Below are 16,822 nucleotides of genomic sequence, written 5' to 3'. Positions count from 1 at the left end.
GTTAGCTTGAGAAGTGCGCAGCTCAGCTGAGCTCGCGTCGATCCTCGCGTCTCGCGCGTAAACCATCCACAAGATCGGACGTGACCCCTTTTGCCGCGGTTCGTAAACCCGCCCTATCCGCGCGTCGCCCTACAGCCACCGCGTGCCACCATGTCCGAATCTCACTGATTCCGTGGCGATTACCGAAGTACCCGAATACGCCCACCTGACCGATGAGGACCTAGCCGAGCTCGCGGCCGCATTGGAGGCGATCCGTTGCGACGTCGAAAACTCGCGCGGCGCCAAGGACCGTGACTACATCCGGCGCGCCATCGTTTTTCAGCGCTGCCTCGAGGTCGCGGCCAGATTGACAATCGCCGGTAGCAAAAGCAAGTCCGGATGGGCCGTCGGAACCGCCACGCTGGCTGCGGCCAAGTGCATCGAGAACATGGAACTCGGTCACAACATCAGCCATGGGCAGTGGGATTGGATGAACGATCCCGAAATCCATTCCAGTACCTGGGAATGGGACATGGCCGGCCCCTCGAAGCACTGGCAGTCCTCGCACAACCACCGGCATCACATGTTCACCAACATTGTCGACGTGGACGACGACCTCGGCTTCGGAGTGCTGCGGGTCACTCGAGATCAAAAGTGGCAGCCGGGCGCCTTGGTGCAGCCGTTGCGCGCGGTCCTGCTGGCGCTCGCCTTCGAATGGGGCGTCGCACTGCACGGCCTTTACGCAATCCGGGATCGGGAGATTACCGACGCGGGCAGAGCCGCCCACAAGAAGACAATGATCAGCAAGATGGCTCGCCAGATCGGCAAGGATTATGTCTTTATCCCCGCGTTGAGCCGCCGGCGATGGCGCCGCACACTCGCGGCGAACGTCATGGCCAACGGGTTACGCAACGTGTGGGCGTACGTGGTGATCGTGTGCGGTCACTTCGCCGACGGGGCTGAAAAGTTCGCCCCCTCGGTTTTGGAGACCGAGACGAAACCCGAATGGTATCTGCGGCAGATGCTGGGTACCGCCAACTTCCGAGCCGGGCCGGCGCTGGCGTTCATGAGCGGAAACCTCTGCTATCAAATCGAACACCACCTCTTTCCCGATCTGCCGAGCAATCGTTACCCCGAGATCGCCGAACGGGTGCGCGCGCTGTGCGTCACCTACGACTTGCCGTATACCACTGGGCCGTTGCTGCGGCAGTATCTACTCACGGTCCGCACGATCTGCAAACTGGCCTTGCCCGACCGATTTTTGTCCGCTACTTCCGACAATGCCCCGGAGACGGCGTCCGAGAACAGGTTTCGCGGCACCGCGGAGCAAGCGCACGTGGCGATTGCGGACCACGAGGTGAGACGACGCGGATTGGCGACGGCGATGGTCGCCCACCGCGGCCGACGGCAGTCAAGACGCCGGACCGCCTAGCGATCGCGGTATGGACCCGCAATTGGGTTGGCGTGCCGCGCATCTCGACAAAAGCACAAACCCCCAGGGCCGAAAACTAACGACAGCCCCAGGGGTCTTCGTGCTACATCGTTAGACGGTGGTTACTCCCACCGCCTGGGGGCCTTTCGGTCCCTGGCTGATCTCGAACTGGACTCGCTGATTCTCCTCGAGAGTGCGGAAGCCGCTTTCTTGGATCTCAGAATGGTGCACGAACACGTCTTTTTCGCCGCCGTCCGGGGCGATAAAACCGAAGCCCTTGTCACTGTTAAACCATTTCACAGTTCCCTGTGTCATACTAACTTCTCTTTCTTTCAACGTGGACGTAATCAGTTACGTCCGGGTCAACCGTAACACAATTCAGCGAAAAACTAATCGCGTGAATTGAGTAGGCCGTCGCCGGAGCGCTTCTTGGCCGCTATCGAGGCCTCAGTCTGCTGAGATTTCCCCGGCCCCGGTGCGCTTCGCGGCATGTTTTTTCAGGGATTTGCCCGATTCCACAGCCATCGAACCCGCATGATTTTCGGGGCCTGGCCGTTCCGATTATTCGAGTCTACACCGCTCCTGCGCACTGCTGACCGGCAAATTTGAAAAGGGAATAATCGGCTGCCGCTACACAATTCATGGCCGACGAAAGTGCAGGGCGAAACCACTGTGGCACGGGTTCCGTTGACTCGCGCTGACGCGCGTGGTGCCCGGCAGGGGCTACGCGCGGGCTTCCAGTTCCTCCCCGCTGATCATGAGGCTGGCGACCGTCAAGGCATTGTTCGGGCCGGCCGCGGTCATCATGATGGCGTGGGCCTGGTGCTGGTCGGTGTGTGGCGAAACCACCAGGAGAACGATCCTCGATCGATTGAGCCCGACGACTTCGACGGTGTGGGCGGGCTGGAGGCGGTACCCGTCGAGTCGTACGGTCTGGGCACCAAATGCCAATTTGGCCGGCGCCGTTGCCCATTCGGCGAGGTTGTAGATGACCCGGCCCACCAGACCAAGTCGAACTGATAACACTGCCAGCAGATCGGGCAGCTCTGCCGTGAGATCCGCACTGTGCGGCCACCACGCTCCATCGACATACCCGCTACGGGGCGACTTCGGCTTGAGGCGCAAGCGCGGTGTGTGAAGCGGCGGGGCGTGGCGACCCCCGGCACAGGTGTGATCGTTCTGTGGCGTCATATCGACGCTCCCGTCTTGACCGCGACATCGGCCAGATCGTTCGAATCGACGATGACATGGCTTTGAGTAGTCACGTGCGAGGTATCGACGACGATTCCCACACTACTCCGGTCCTGCCCGAACGGAGTACGAATCGCCACACCGTTTCCGTTCCAGTCGTCATCGGGTAATTATGCTGTGGCACAACGGAGTTCGACTTCAGATATGACACTCCGCTCCGGTCGCGCAGCTGGCCTCAGCGGATCGAGACCAGTTGGTCGATCGAATCGCGCGGCAAGTCGCCATCTACGACGGCGCTCACCACGAGCCGATTCAGTGTGATCGCGCCTTTGTGATTGTCTAGGAACGCCGTGTCGGCGGCGTCGCGACCGGTGGCTATGCGCACCAAGGTCTGTCGCGGCGCCAGCAGCGTCGCATCGACCACCCGCCATTGTCCTTCGACGAAAGCCTCGGCCACCGCGTGGAAGTCCATCGGATGTACGCCGGGCGCGTAGACGGACACCAGGCGGGCCGGCACGCTGACCGCTCGCAGGAGCGCGACCACGAGGTGCGCGTAGTCACGGCACACGCCTTCGCCGGCAAGCAACGTGTCCACCGCCCCGTCGATCGGATCGCTGGAGCCGGGTACGTAGTTGAGCCGGGTGCCCACCCAGGAACTGACGTGCTCCAGCAGCGCCGTCGAATCGCGATCGTTGCCGAATTCAGTGGCGGCGAAACCATAGAACTTGTCGGCCTCCGCGTAGCGGCTAGGCCGCAGGTACATCGACTGGTCGTAGTCGGTCACCGGGGCCGGATCAGTGTGGCCCACAATCGTCGCCGAGTAGTCGACGCGCAGCGTGCCCACCGCCGCGTCGAACTTGTGGATGCGGTTGCCGTGCAGTCCGCTGACCTCCAGGGGCCGGATCCGCCGTCCGTTCAAGACGAAGCGCAGCGACTCGAAGACTTCGGCATGCGGGTGTGGTGCAACGGCAATCTGGAACTCCAGCGTCGTGGCGGCGGTGATTTCGACTTCGATCTCGGCGCTCACTTCTCGTCTCATGCCGTGATAGTGCGCCCGCCGGGTCCGGGTTCGCTAGCCGTACGACGGCACGAACGCGGCGCATTTGCAGGGCCGCTCGTCGATGGTTGGGCCTCTGTATTAATGGGTAGTGGCTTAGGCGGTGCGCAACCAAGGTCAGTTCGATGGGATAGCCCGAGAAATGGTTCAGGCGGTCTCGGGAGTGTGTTGCTTGCTTCTTGACAAAGATCTGCGGATCCGGGCGGCAAGCCGAGCCTACGAGCAGGTCACACTCCGCGAGCACAACGAGCTGTCCGGGCAATATCTCTTCGACGCCTTCCCGGACAACCCGCAGGACCCGCAATCCGACGGCACGTCAAAGCTCGCGTCGTCCCTGGAGATCGCGATGAGCATCGGCCACACCCACAAGATGCGGTTGCAGCGCTACGACATTCCCGATCCCGCCGCGCCCGACGGGTTCCTGCCCAAGGTGTGGAGTCCCACCAACTCACCACTGCTCGACCACGGCGAGCTGGTGGGAGTGGTGCATTGCGTGAAGGAAGTCTCCGAAAGCCAGCAGCTCCTTGCCGAGGTGACGCGCGACGTCGCCCACGGTGACTCCTGGGATCCCGCCGAACTGCTGCACACGTTCGAGGCCGTCAGCAAGGTGGAAATCAGCGGTCACCTCCAGCGCCAGCAGTCGCTGGCGCTGGAGAACAAGCAGTTGATGCGGGCAATCGAGACCCGGGACGTGATCGGGCAGGCCAAGGGCGTGCTGATGGAACGATTCAATATCGACGCCGACGGCGCGTTCGAAATGCTAACCCGGCTCTCACAGGAGACGAACACCCGCGTCGAGCAGATCGCCCGCAAGCTGGCCTTGACGAACCGCCCTCCACGCTCGGCCTGAGCGGTCGGCCCGGCGCAGCGCGCCCAGGACTCAGACGATGTGCAGACCCTGGGCCAGCTGCGACACCCCGACCACCGTGAACAGGATGACCAGGATCTGCCGGTGATAGGTGCGCACCCAGTCGTGCAGCACCCGGAGTAACGATTGGGTCTTGGCCGGCGTGGCGACATAGCCGACGAGGATCACCTCGACGACGGCGTACATCAGGACGATGAACGCGATGGAGGCGCTGAACTGCGCGGAGAGCGACGCGCCCGATGCCATGATGATCGCGACGATGAAGAGGACGCCGTCGACCGGCACCGAGATCAGGCCGATCACCCAGGCGACCCACGACGCCCCGCTCTCCCATGCATCGTGGATGCGGCCGAGCAGGCGCCGGAACGGGGAGCCGTCGTCGCTCGAGACCTCTTGAACCCGGGTCAGCAGTCGCGGCATGGCGACGGGTGACCCCGAGGCCGCCGACGGTGCCGACGATCCGCCGTCGGGGGCGGGTTGCGCCAGCCGCTGGCGTGTCACGAAGCGCACTGTCATCGCCGCCGCAATTGACAGCCCGACCACGCCGAGGCCGATTTGAACCTTCCCGAGGGTCGCACTCGTAGAAGGAGAAGACGAACCGTGCGCAATGGATCCGAACATGGGGGTGAAGTTCAGCAGCATCACGGGGAGCAAGAGCTCGGGCACGCAGACCGTCAGCCCGCCGATCCAATAGGCGAGCAGACTCGGTCCCGGGCGTGGTCGCGAGATCATCAGGAGGGCAAGCCCGAGACGAACCGGGTTGAGCGCAGCCAGAATTCCTAAGCCCAGCACTGACCCCCACATGGCCGCAGCTCTACCCGCGTCCGCCGACGCCTAAACGCCGACGGGTCAGGACCGGGCTCGGTGCGGCTGCGAGTGCCGCGCGCTGAAACCTATGAGCCCGCTGTGCGCCAAAGTTGATCTTGGTCAATGGATTCGGCGATGCGGACAGCGGCGCGGGAGTACATCCGTGAGATCAATCACAAGGGCCTGGCGCGCGGGTTATCCAGTCCCGCTATCTAAAACGACCAGGTGAATCATGCCCCAGATGTAGCCAGCCCTAGGTGCGCTCCATCACACCCGAACACAACGCCACCGCTGCCGTGAGTCGCCGCCGCGGCGAACCGACTCGCGACAGCTACGGCGAAAGCCGGACCGACGATTTTGATCGCAGGGCGTTGCGCACGGCTTAGCAAGCGTCCGTACGTTTTTGCACGGCGCCGCAAACGATCTGGACGGCCGGCAACACCCGCCTTGCGCCGAGTGCTTGCGCCGCGGATATGCTGCTAAGCGCCTGATTTGCCACGCACTTGCGGCAGGATAATCGGTTACGCCGCGGCCATGGCGCCTCGCGTCGGCCGGGCCGGCGGCCCAAAGGCAAATATTTATCGATCGCGTAAGCGATGCACAGATCGCCGCGCCGGCAAATTCGATACTCGCGTCGTCGGTGTGCGCGAGGGAGCGCTGTGACACACGTGCCGGGACACGATCGTCGTGCTCGGCGCTCAAATGTGTTTGCTGAACAGCGAGACACGAGTGCAACAAGAGCCGCTGTTAATGTGTTACGTAAGAACGCAATTCAAATGTTTCGAAACGGGCGGTCGGGGTACACCGCGAGCGTGAATGGCGACATTGACGGTCGTAGGGCCACCCCGGATAGGGGGTGTGCGATGGCCGTCATGGCTCAGTTGCCACCGCGTCCAAACTCACGGGCGTCGCTTTCGACCGCATCTGCCGGTCGAGATATCGACCGAGCCTGACGGCTCAATCCTTAAGTGCTGCACGGCTATTCGTGTGGCACGCAGTGCGCGTTGGAATTTCGTTTCGGTGTTAGGGGGTCCATCCATGCAGATCAATCCTTTCGACGACGACGGCGGCAGTTTTTTCGTCCTAGTCAATAACGAAGAACAACACAGTCTTTGGCCAACATTTACTACCGTTCCCGCCGGTTGGAGAGTAGTTTTTGGGGAAGCCGACCGCGCCGCTTGCCTGCACTACATCGAAGAACACTGGCCCGATATCCGGGCGAAAAGCCTCCGCGACACGCCGACCCGCGCCGGTTTGTGATGTTTACACCGATGTCATATGAAGGACTTCGGTAGAGCTTGGGGGGTTTTCAGTGGGGCGTGGTGGTGACCGGGCACTCCCGGTAACGCGAGGCCAGCTCGATATCTGGCTGGCGCAGCAGACCGGCCACTTCGACGTGGCGTGGCAGCTGGGCGTGCTGGTCCGTATCGACGGGGCGATCGACCCCGGTCTGCTGCATCAGGCTATGCGACACGTGGTCAACGAGGCCGAAAGCCTGCGGGCCTCGTTCTTCGAGGCCGACGGCCAGGTCTTCCAGAAGGCGGTCGATTACGACGATGTCGACTTGGTCTTCTACGACCTGACCGAATCGCAGGATCCCGAGCGGGAAGTCCGGGAGACCGCGGCATCGATCCAGCGGACGCCGATGGCGCTCACCGGCCCGATGATCAAATTCGCTTTGTTCCGTACGGGTCCCGACGAGTACTACTGGTTCACCGTCTGCCATCACATCGCCATCGACGGCATGGGCATCGCGCTGACCGGTCGGCGGATCGCCGCCGTCTACTCCGCGCTGGCCGCCGGCAAGCCGATCCCACCGGCCTTCTTCGGCTCGCTGCACGACCTCGTCAGCGGCGAGGTGGAGTACGAGAACTCCGCCAAATTCGCTGAAGATCAAGAGTATTGGACCGCACACCGTCCGTCGGGTAGCGGGGCGGACTATCCGGCGCCGGCGCTCGATGACGGGCGCGACCCGTATTCACCGTCTCCGCCAGTGCAATTGGATCAGTCCGTGGTCGGCAAGCTCAAAGAGCTGTCCAAGACGTTGGGCATCCGGCGATCATCGGTACTCACCGCGGCCTGCGCGCTTCTGGTGCGGGGCTGGTGCGCCGACGGTTCCGACGAAGTCGTGCTCGACTTTCCGGTCAGCCGGCGCGTGGACCCCGAATCGAAGACGCATCCCGGCATGCTCGCCGGCGTGGTGCCCCTGGCGCTGACGGCGTCGCCGGACACCACCTTCGGCGACTTTTGCCGACACGTCGACCAGAGGTCTCGAGAGGCGTTGCGGCATCAACAATTCCCGACGCGCACGCTGGACGGCGAAGGCGATTTCAACGGCCCGCGACAGGCGCCCAACCGGGTGGTCGTCAACTTCGTCCCCGCCCGCCTCACGCTCAGCCTCAACAACGTCCCGGCCACCGCGACCTACACCAGCTTCGGGCCGGTAGGTCACTTCGGGCTGTTCTTTCTCGGATTCGGCGACCAGCAGTTCCTGAGCACGGTCGGCACCGGGCAACCGTTTTCGAATTTCGACGTCGCGGACCTGGCCGAACGGCTACAGCGCGTGCTGGCGACCATCATCGCCGATCCGAGCCGGCGCCTGTCGTCGTTGGATGTGCTGCGGCCCGCGGAGCGCGTACGCCTGGAAGAACTTGGCAACAAAGAGGTCTTGAACCTGGCGGCCAGCGCGCCGGTGTCGGTGCCCGAACTGTTCGGCACCCAGGTGGCGCGGACACCCGACGCCGTGGCGCTGGTGTGCGAGGGCCGCTCGGCGACCTATCGGGAACTCGACGAGGCGTCCAACCGGCTCGCGCATTTGTTGACCGGCCTGGGCGCGGGCCCGGGACAGACTGTGGCGCTGATGTTTTCGCGCTCTCCCGAGGCCGTCGCATCGATCCTGGCGGTGCTCAAGACAGGCGCGGCCTACCTGCCGATCGATCCTTCCTCGCCCGAGTCGCGGATCGGGTTCATGCTCGGCGACGCTAAACCCGTTGCCGCGCTGAGCACCGTCGATCTGGCCGACCGCCTCGACGGCCACGAGGTGACGGTCATCGATGTCAACGACTCCCGCATCGACGCCCAGCCCGTCGACGCCTTGCCGGCGCCCGGCCCGGACCACGTCGCCTATTTGATCTACACCTCGGGCACCACCGGTGTCCCCAAAGGCGTTGCGGTCACGCATCGCAACGTGACACAGCTGCTGGGATCCCTGGATGCCGGCCTTCCGCCGTCGGGGGTGTGGTCGCAGTGCCACTCGTATGCGTTCGACGTCTCGGTGTGGGAGATCTTCGGCGCGCTGCTGCGCGGCGGGCGGTTGGTCGTGGTCCCCGAAGACGTCACGCGCTCACCCGACGAATTCCACGACGTGCTGGCCGGCGAGGACGTCAGCGTGTTGACCCAGACCCCGTCGGCCGTGGCGATGCTCTCGCCCGAGCGGCTGCCGGCGGCGTCGCTGGTGGTGGTGGGCGAGGCCTGCCCGGCCGAGGTGGTGGACCGCTGGGCGCCGGGGCGGGTGATGGTCAACGCCTACGGTCCGACCGAGACGACGATGTGCGTGGCGATCAGCGAACCGCTGACCAAGGGTTCCGGGATCCCGCCGATCGGTTCCCCGGTGCCCGGGGCCGCGCTGTTCGTGCTCGACGGCTGGCTGCGCCCGGTGCCGCCGGGCGTCGTTGGCGAGCTGTATGTCGCCGGCGACGGGGTGACCGGCGGCTATGTCGGCCGGACCGGGCTGACCGCGTCACGCTTCGTGGCCTGCCCGTTCGGCGAGGCGGGCGCACGCATGTACCGCACCGGCGACCTGGCGTGCTGGGGCGTCTCAGGATCCGGTGAAGGCCAACTGCAGTACTTCGGCCGCGCCGACGAACAGGTCAAGATCCGCGGCTACCGCATCGAACTGGGCGAAATCCAAGCGGCGCTCGCCGCACTCGACGGCGTCGACCAGGCTGTGGTGATCGCGCGCGAGGACCGCCCCGGCGACAAGCGGCTAGTGGGGTACGTCACCGGCATCGCCGACCCGGCCGAGGCGCGCACCGCGCTGGCCGAACGGCTCCCGGGCTACATGGTCCCGGCGGCGGTCGTCGTTCTCGACGCGCTCCCGCTGACGTCCAACGGCAAACTCGACACCCGCGCGCTGCCGACACCCGAATACACGACGGGCGAGTACCGCGCTCCGGGCAACGCGGTCGAGGAGATCCTGGCGGGCATCTACGCCGAGGTGCTCGGGGTGCAGCGCGTCGGCGTCGATGAGTCCTTCTTCGAGCTGGGCGGCGACAGCATCCTGTCGCTGCAGGTGGTGGCGCGGGCGCGGGCGGCGGGCCTGACGTGCCGGCCCCGGGACGTGTTCGTCGAGCAGACCGTGGCCCGGCTGGCCCGGGTGGCCGGGGTCAGCGACGGCGCGGCGGAGGTCGTCGACGAGGGCGTCGGACCGGTGCTGGCCACCCCGATCATGCGGTGGCTGCAGGGGGCGGAGCAGACCGGCCCGGTCGATCAGTTCAACCAGACCGTGATGGTGCAGGCCCCGGCGGGGGTGACCACGGCCGACGTCGCGATCGTGTTGCAGGCCTTGGTGGATCGGCACGCGATGCTCCGGCTGCGCGTCCATCGCGACGACGCCGGCGGCTGGTCGTTCCACATCCCCGAGCCGGGATCGGTGCGGGCGCAGGACTGCCTGCAGGCGGTGGACGCGCTGTCGGACGAGGCGCTGCTGCAGGCCCGTTCGCGGCTGAACCCGGCCGCCGGGGCGATGCTCAGCGCGCTATGGGTCGAGTCCACCGGCCAGCTGACCGTGATCATCCACCACCTGGCCGTCGATGCGGTCTCGTGGTGGATCCTGTTGGAAGACCTCAACATTGCGTGGGCGCTGCACAGCGCCGGGCAGCCGGTCGAGCTGTCGCCGGCGGGGACGTCGTTTGCCCGCTGGGCGACACTGCTGAACGAGCACGCGCGCCACCCCGACGTCGTGGGACAGCTGAACGCCTGGAAGAAGGTGACGGAGGCGCCCGCCGCGCTGCCCGCGGCGCGCCCCGACGTGGACACCTACGCCAGCGCCGGGCGCTTGTCGGTCGAGCTGGACGCCGAGACGACCGCGATGCTGCTCGGCGAGGTGCCGACCGCCTTCCACGCCGGCGTCCAAGACATCCTGTTGATCGCCTTCGGCCTGGCCTGGGCGGAATTCCTGGGTGACACCGGCACCCCGATCGGCATCGACGTCGAGGCACACGGGCGTCACGAGGAACTCGGCGCCGACACCGATCTGTCCCGAACCGTCGGATGGTTCACCACCAAGTACCCGGTGTCTCTGAAAATGGCGGGGCGCGCCAGCGGGTTGCGTTGGGCGCAAGTGGTTTCCGGAGACACGGCGCTGGGCCCCATCATCAAACACGCCAAGGAGCAGCTGCGCGCCCTGCCCGAGCCGCTGACCTACGGCCTGCTGCGCTACCTCAACACCGATGTCGATCTCGCCGGCCCCGACCCGTCCATCGCGTTCAACTACCTGGGACGCCAAGGCGCAGCCTCAGATTCGGCGGGCGAGGGCTGGCGCATCAGCCAGGACGGCCTGTCCTTGATCGGCGCCGCGGCGGCGGTCCCCATGCCGCTGATGCACACCGTCGAGCTCAATGCCGGCGCCATCGACACCGGCGCCGGACCGCATCTGCACGCCGAATGGACCTGGGCGCCATCGGTTCTCGACGCCGCGCAGGTCACCCGGTTGAGCCGGCTGTGGTTCGAGGCGCTGTCCGGGGTCTGCGCGCACGTCCACTCCGGTGGCGGGGGGCTGACCCCGTCGGACATCGCCCCGGCCCGCCTGAGCCAGGCCCAGATCGACGAGCTGGCGCGCCGGCACCACATCGCCGACATCTTGCCGCTGACGCCGCTGCAGCAGGGTCTGCTGTTCCACTCCAGCACCGCGCAGGGCGGCGACGACATGTACGCGGTCCAGCTGGATTTCACGCTCACCGGGCCGCTTGACCCCGAACGCCTGCGCGACGCGGTGCACACCGTCGTCAACCGACACCCCCATTTGGCGGCGCTGTTCTGCGAACAGTTCGACGAGCCCGTGCAGATCATTCCCGCCGATCCCGTCGTGGAGTGGCGATACCTCGAGCTCGACGGCACCGGCACGGGGGAGGACGACACCGACGCGCGGATCGAGGAGCTGTGCGCTGCCGAACGCGCCGCGGTGTGCGACCTCGCCGGGCAGGCGGCGTTCCGGGCCGCGTTGATCCGCACCGCGGACCGGCGATTCCGGTTCGTGCTGACCAATCACCACATCCTGCTCGACGGCTGGTCGCTGCCCATCCTGCTGCGCGAAATCTTCGCCGGCTACTACGGGCAGCGCCTGCCCGCCGCCGGCTCCTATCGCGCCTTCCTCACCTGGCTGGCCGATCGCGACCTCGACGCCTCCCGTGAGGCCTGGGGAGCGCTGTTGTCCGGCTTCGAAACTCCCACTCTGGTCGCGCCCGAGGACCGGTTGGGGCAGGGGCGCCGCGGCTTCGACAAGTCTCGCGTGTCCGCGGAGACCACCCGGGCCCTCGGCGAGCTGGCGCGCTCGCACCACACCACGCTCAGCACCGTGCTGCAGGCCGCGTGGGCGCTGGTGCTGACCTCGCTGACCGGTCAGCACGACGTCGTCTTCGGCACCCCGCGATCGCGGGTCGGCCAGCTGGAGGTCGACGACGCGGAATCGATGGTCGGGCTGCTGATCAACACGGTGCCGGTGCGCGCGAACATCACCGCGACGACCACCACCGCGGATCTGCTGGCGCAGTTGCAGAGCAGCCACAACGACGCGCTCGAGCACCAGCACCTGGCGCTCAGCGAGATCCACCGCGTCACCGGCCACGACCAACTTTTCGACACACTGTTCGTCTACGAGAACTACCCGATCGACAGCGGCATGACGCTGGGTGACGACGGGCTGGCCATCGCGGCGTTCACCAACCGCGAGTACAACCACTATCCGCTGACGGTGGAGGCCCTGCCCGGCCGTGAACTCGGCCTGCACATCGAATTCGACGCCGACGTGTTCGACGCCGCCGGTATCGCGTCGCTCACCGAACGGCTGCAGCGGGTGTTGGTCGCGATGACAGCCGACCCCGCCCGGCGGCTGTCATCGATCGACCTGCTCGACCGCGACGAGCGCGAACTGGTGCTGTCGACGATGTCCGGCGCCGGTGTGGGGGCGCCGGTGGGCGTGGCCCCGGAGCTGCTGTCCGCGGCGGTGGCGGCCGACCCGGACGCGCCCGCCGTGGTCGACGGCGACCGGCAGCTGTCGTATCGCGAACTCGACGAGTGGTCAACGCGGCTGGCGCGCAAGCTGATCGAGAAGGGCGTCGGCCCGGAGCGCGCCGTCGGTGTGGCGATCGACCGCTGCGCCGAGCTGGTGGTGGCCTGGTGGGCCGTGGTCAAGGCCGGCGGCATCTACGCACCGGTGGATCTGGACCACCCGGTGGAGCGCATCGCCTCGGTGCTCGACGCCGTCGACGCGGTGTGCGTGTTGACGTGCGGCACCGACGACGTCGCCGGCGCCGCGACGCGCCCGATCGTGCGTCTCGACGGTCTCGACCTGTCCGCGTACTCGGAGCGGGAGATCACCGACGCGGACCGGCTCTCGCCACTGCAGGCCGGCGACACCGCGTACCTGATCTTCACCTCGGGATCGACCGGCGTCCCCAAGGGCGTCGCGGTGGGCCACAGCGGCATGCTGGGCTGGACCGCCGCCCAACGCGAGCTGTTCGGTCTGGGCTCGGACGCACGCGTGCTCATGGTCGCCTCGCCGACCTTCGACGCCTCGGTCGGAGAACTGTTGCTGGCCGCGGGATCTGGCGCCGCCCTGGTGGTGGCGCCACCGCAGGTGTATGCCGGTGAGGCGCTGACCGCGCTGCTGCACAACCAGCGCGTCAGCGCGGCCATCCTGACGCCCACCGTGATCTCGACGCTGGACCGCGCGCGGCTCTCTTGCCTGGACACGCTGGTCGCCGTCGGCGAGGCCTGCCTGCCCGAGCTGGTGGACGCCTGGGCTCCTGGCCGCCAGATGTTCAACGGCTACGGTCCGAGCGAGACCACCATCTGGGTCACCTGCGCGCGGCTGTCGGCAGACGAGCCGGTCCGCATCGGCGCCCCCATCTCCGGCGTGTGCGCGCGCGTCCTCGACGCCTGGCTGAACCCCGTTCCGGTCGGTGTGGTGGGCGAGCTGTACCTGAGCGGGCCCGCCCTGGGGCACGGCTATCTGGGCCGGGTGGAGTTGACCGCAGAACGGTTCGTCGCCAACCCCTTTGGCGCGCCCGGAACAAGGATGTATCGCACCGGCGACCTGGTGCGCTGGATGCCCGACGGGACACTGGACTATCTGGGCCGCGCCGACAGCCAGATCAAACTGCGCGGGCAGCGCATCGAACTCGGCGAGATCGAAAACACGCTGCTGGCCTGCCCGCAGGTGACCCAGGCCGCGGTAACCGTCGCGGACACCCCGACCGGCTCGCACCTGGTCGCCTACGTGACGCTCGATCACGCCGCCAGCCCCGACCGGGACGTCCAGCAGGACGCCGACGATGTCCAGGAGTGGCAGCACCTCTACGACGACCTGTACGGCGCCGAGCTCGCGGCCAACTTCGGCGAGGACTTCCGCGGCTGGAACAGCAGCTATACCGGCGAACCGATTCCGCTCGAGGAAATGGCCGAATGGCGTTCCGCCACAGTCGATCGCATCATGTCGCTGCGGCCGCAACGGGTGCTGGAGATCGGCGCCGGCTCCGGATTGCTGCTCTCACAGATCGCCCCGCACTGCGATCAGTACGTCGCCACCGACTTCTCGCCCGTCGCGATCGACAACCTGGCCCGCTCGATGGAACAGCTGCAACTGCCGTGGCGCGACCGCGTCGAGCTGCTGACCCAACCCGCCCACGTCACCGACGGGCTGCCGCAGGGCCACTTCGACACCATCATTCTCAACTCGGTCGTCCAGTACTTCCCCAATGCGGGTTACCTGGCCCAGGTCATCGACAAGGCCATGGAGCTGTTGGCCCCCGGCGGCGCGGTCTTCATCGGTGACATCCGTAACCACACCCTGCAGGGCGCGTTCCAAACCGCGATTGCGCTGGCGCGCGGCGACGCCGCCGACGCGGCCGAGATCCGCCAGCGCGTCCGCCACGCCATGCTCGGCGAGACCGAATTGCTCTTGGCGCCGGAATTTTTCACCTCCTGGGCCGGCTCGCGCCCGGAGGCCGTCGGCCTGGATATCCGCGTCAAACGCGGCATGGCCGACAACGAACTGAACCAGCACCGCTACGACGTCGCCATCCACAAGGCCCCCGCGGCCGTGCGGTCGGTGGCCGACGAGCGCGCGCTGACGTGGGCGCAGTGCGACGGCCTGAGCGGCCTGCGCGAGAATTTGACCTCGCAGCGTCCCGCCGCCGTCCGCATCACCGACATCCCGCGCGCAGGACTGATCACCGATGTCGGCGTCGAGGCCGCACTGGCCGAGGGGCTGCCCCTGGCCGACGCGCTGGCCCAGGCCGACGCCGGCCCCGATGCCACCGTCGCCGAAGAACTGCACCGCCTCGGTGAGAGCGTCGGATATGACGTCGCCGTCACGTGGGGCGCCCGACCCGGCACTCTCAGTGCGGTTTTCATCGCCTCCGGCGACCGGCCCGCCCCGGCGCTGACCGATCTCTACCTGGCGCCCGACGAGGCCCGGCGCCGCACCATCCACGCCAACGATCCCCGCACCAACACCAAGGTCGGCGAGGTGCGCGAGCGGCTGAGCGCCTGGCTGCCCGAGTACATGGTGCCGACACACATTGTGGCGCTTGAAGAATTCCCGATGACGACCTCGGGCAAGCTCGACCGCAAGGCCCTGCCGGCCCCCGACTACCAAGATGCCGACCGGTACCGCGCCCCGGTCACCGCCGTCGAGGAGATCCTGGTCGGCATCTACGCCCAGGTGCTCGGCCTGGAACGCGTGGGCGTCGACGACTCGTTCTTCGACCTGGGTGGGGACTCGCTGTCGGCGATGCGCCTGATCGCCGCGGTCAACAACAGTTTCAACTCCGACCTCGGGGTGCGGGCCGTCTTCGAGGCGCCCACCGTCGCCGAGTTGGCCCTTCTCAGCAGTGGAGACGCCGACCGCCCGGAACCGCTGGTGGCGGGGGAGCGCCCGGCGGTCATTCCGCTGTCCTTCGCGCAGACCCGGCTGTGGTTCATCGACCAGTTCCAGGGCGCCTCACCGATGTACAACATCACCGTGGCGCTGCGGTTGCGCGGGCACCTCGACACCGACGCGTTGGCCGCGGCGCTGGCCGACGTCGTGGGCCGCCACGAAAGTCTGCGCACGGTGTTCGCTTCGGCCGACGGCGTCCCGCAGCAGGTGGTGGTTCCCGCCGAGCGAATCGGGTTCGCCTGCGACGTCATCGACGCGCGCGGGTGGCCGGAGGACCGGCTGCAAGAGGGCATGGAGACGGCCGCCCGCCATACCTTCGACCTGTCGAACGAAAGCCCCCTGCACACCGAGCTTTTCACCGTCAGCGACGACGAACACATGCTGGTGGTCGCCGTGCACCACATCGCCGCCGACGGTTGGTCGATCACCCCGTTCGCGCGTGACCTCGGAATCGCCTACGCGAGCCGCTGCGCGGGACAGGCCCCCGACTGGGCACCGCTGGCGGTGCAGTACGTCGACTACACGCTTTGGCAGCGCGCACATCTCGGTGACGTGGACGACCGCGACAGCCGCATCGCCGCCCAGCTGGACTACTGGGCGGACGCGCTGGCCGGGCTTCCCGAACGCCTGCAGCTGCCCACCGATCGGCCCTATCCGCAGGTCGCGGACCACCGCGGCGCCCGGCTCGCGGTGGATTGGCCGGCCGAGCTACAGCAACAGGTCCGCCGAGTAGCGCGCGAGCACAACGCCACCAGCTTCATGGTGATCCAGGCCGCCTTCGCCGCGCTGCTCGCCAAGATCAGCGCGAGTACCGATGTGGCCGTGGGCTTCCCGATCGCCGGGCGTCCCGAACCCGCCCTCGACGAGCTGATCGGCTTCTTCGTCAACACCTTGGTGCTACGGGTCGACCTCGGCGAGCTGGGCGGGGACCCGAGCTTCGCCGAGTTGCTGGCCCAGGTGCGCCGGCGCAGCCTGGCCGCGTTCGAGCATCAGGACGTGCCCTTCGAACTGCTGGTGGAGCGGCTCAACCCCACCCGCAGTATGGCCCATCATCCGCTCATCCAGGTCCTGCTGGGCTGGGAGAACTTCCCCGGGGAGGTCACCGCCCCCGCCGCCGGCCTGGCGCTGGGAGACCTGCGGGTCGCCCCAATACCGTTGCACACCAATACCGCCCGCATGGACTTGACGTTCTCGCTGGCCGAACGCTTCACCGAGTCCGGCCAGCGCGCCGGGATCGCCGTGACGGCGGAATACCGCACCGACGTCTTCAACGCGGACACTGTCGAGGCGATGATCGAGCGACTGCAGCGGCTGCTGACCGCGGTCACC

8 protein-coding genes (1 of these 8 cut by a window edge) are annotated in these 16,822 nt (G+C 66.9%); 4 read left to right on the top strand and 4 right to left on the bottom strand.

What is annotated here, in order from left to right:
• Window positions 1-172 precede the first annotated feature (172 nt).
• The gene (locus G6N26_RS05425; protein WP_067173841.1) at window positions 173-1,411 is read left to right on the top strand and encodes a fatty acid desaturase family protein; all 1,239 of its coding nucleotides are present in this window, start codon (window positions 173-175) and stop codon (window positions 1,409-1,411) included.
• Between the two features lie 111 nt (window positions 1,412-1,522).
• Here the strand turns inward: G6N26_RS05425 and G6N26_RS05420 are convergent, their stop codons facing one another.
• The 3 genes from G6N26_RS05420 to G6N26_RS05410 form a co-directional block, all read right to left on the bottom strand.
• Complete coding sequence (locus tag G6N26_RS05420) at window positions 1,523-1,726, bottom strand: cold-shock protein (RefSeq protein WP_067173844.1); 204 nt, start codon at window positions 1,724-1,726, stop codon at window positions 1,523-1,525.
• A 408-nt stretch (window positions 1,727-2,134) separates the two neighbouring features.
• Window positions 2,135-2,602: a DUF5994 family protein gene (locus tag G6N26_RS05415; protein ID WP_082991514.1), complete on the bottom strand. Its 468-nt coding sequence runs from the start codon at window positions 2,600-2,602 to the stop codon at window positions 2,135-2,137.
• A 235-nt stretch (window positions 2,603-2,837) separates the two neighbouring features.
• Entirely contained in the window at window positions 2,838-3,641 is an 804-nt protein-coding gene (locus G6N26_RS05410; RefSeq protein WP_067173851.1) for a transglutaminase-like domain-containing protein, read from the bottom strand.
• Window positions 3,642-3,762: 121 nt separating this feature from the next.
• Here G6N26_RS05410 and G6N26_RS05405 point away from each other — a divergent pair, with 121 nt between their 5' ends.
• Window positions 3,763-4,509 carry an ANTAR domain-containing protein gene (locus G6N26_RS05405; RefSeq protein WP_083020242.1) on the top strand — a complete coding sequence of 249 codons (747 nt, stop codon included), beginning with the start codon at window positions 3,763-3,765 and terminating at the stop codon, window positions 4,507-4,509.
• A gap of 30 nt (window positions 4,510-4,539) precedes the next feature.
• Here G6N26_RS05405 and G6N26_RS05400 read toward each other — a convergent pair whose 3' ends face one another.
• Window positions 4,540-5,331, bottom strand: a complete 792-nt coding sequence (locus G6N26_RS05400) for a GAP family protein (RefSeq protein WP_067173857.1) — start codon at window positions 5,329-5,331, stop codon at window positions 4,540-4,542.
• 1,041 nt (window positions 5,332-6,372) lie between these two features.
• Here G6N26_RS05400 and G6N26_RS05395 point away from each other — a divergent pair.
• Both G6N26_RS05395 and G6N26_RS05390 read left to right on the top strand, forming a co-directional pair.
• Window positions 6,373-6,594 (top strand): MbtH family protein, encoded by a 222-nt coding sequence (locus tag G6N26_RS05395; RefSeq protein WP_082991516.1) that lies wholly within the window; start codon window positions 6,373-6,375, stop codon window positions 6,592-6,594.
• A 52-nt stretch (window positions 6,595-6,646) separates the two neighbouring features.
• Window positions 6,647-16,822, top strand: partial view of a non-ribosomal peptide synthase/polyketide synthase gene (locus G6N26_RS05390; protein ID WP_163648732.1) — the 5' portion only. The gene runs 21,144 nt beyond the window's last position; 10,176 of the gene's 31,320 nt are visible here — the first part of the coding sequence; the start codon lies at window positions 6,647-6,649; its stop codon lies beyond the right edge, outside the window.

Origin of the sequence: Mycobacterium marseillense (assembly GCF_010731675.1) — a bacterium.
Taxonomy (GTDB): domain Bacteria; phylum Actinomycetota; class Actinomycetes; order Mycobacteriales; family Mycobacteriaceae; genus Mycobacterium; species Mycobacterium marseillense.
This window is presented reverse-complemented; position numbering and strand designations above follow the sequence as displayed.

What these genes read in the sequence shown, in the direction of transcription:
- G6N26_RS05400 (WP_067173857.1), bottom strand. Translation starts at nt 5,331, where the DNA reads ATGTGGGGGTCAGTGCTGGGCTTAGGAATTCTGGCTGCGCTCAACCCG.
- G6N26_RS05410 (WP_067173851.1), bottom strand. Translation starts at nt 3,641, where the DNA reads ATGAGACGAGAAGTGAGCGCCGAGATCGAAGTCGAAATCACCGCCGCC.
- G6N26_RS05395 (WP_082991516.1), top strand. Translation starts at nt 6,373, where the DNA reads ATGCAGATCAATCCTTTCGACGACGACGGCGGCAGTTTTTTCGTCCTA.
- G6N26_RS05415 (WP_082991514.1), bottom strand. Translation starts at nt 2,602, where the DNA reads ATGACGCCACAGAACGATCACACCTGTGCCGGGGGTCGCCACGCCCCG.
- G6N26_RS05420 (WP_067173844.1), bottom strand. Translation starts at nt 1,726, where the DNA reads ATGACACAGGGAACTGTGAAATGGTTTAACAGTGACAAGGGCTTCGGT.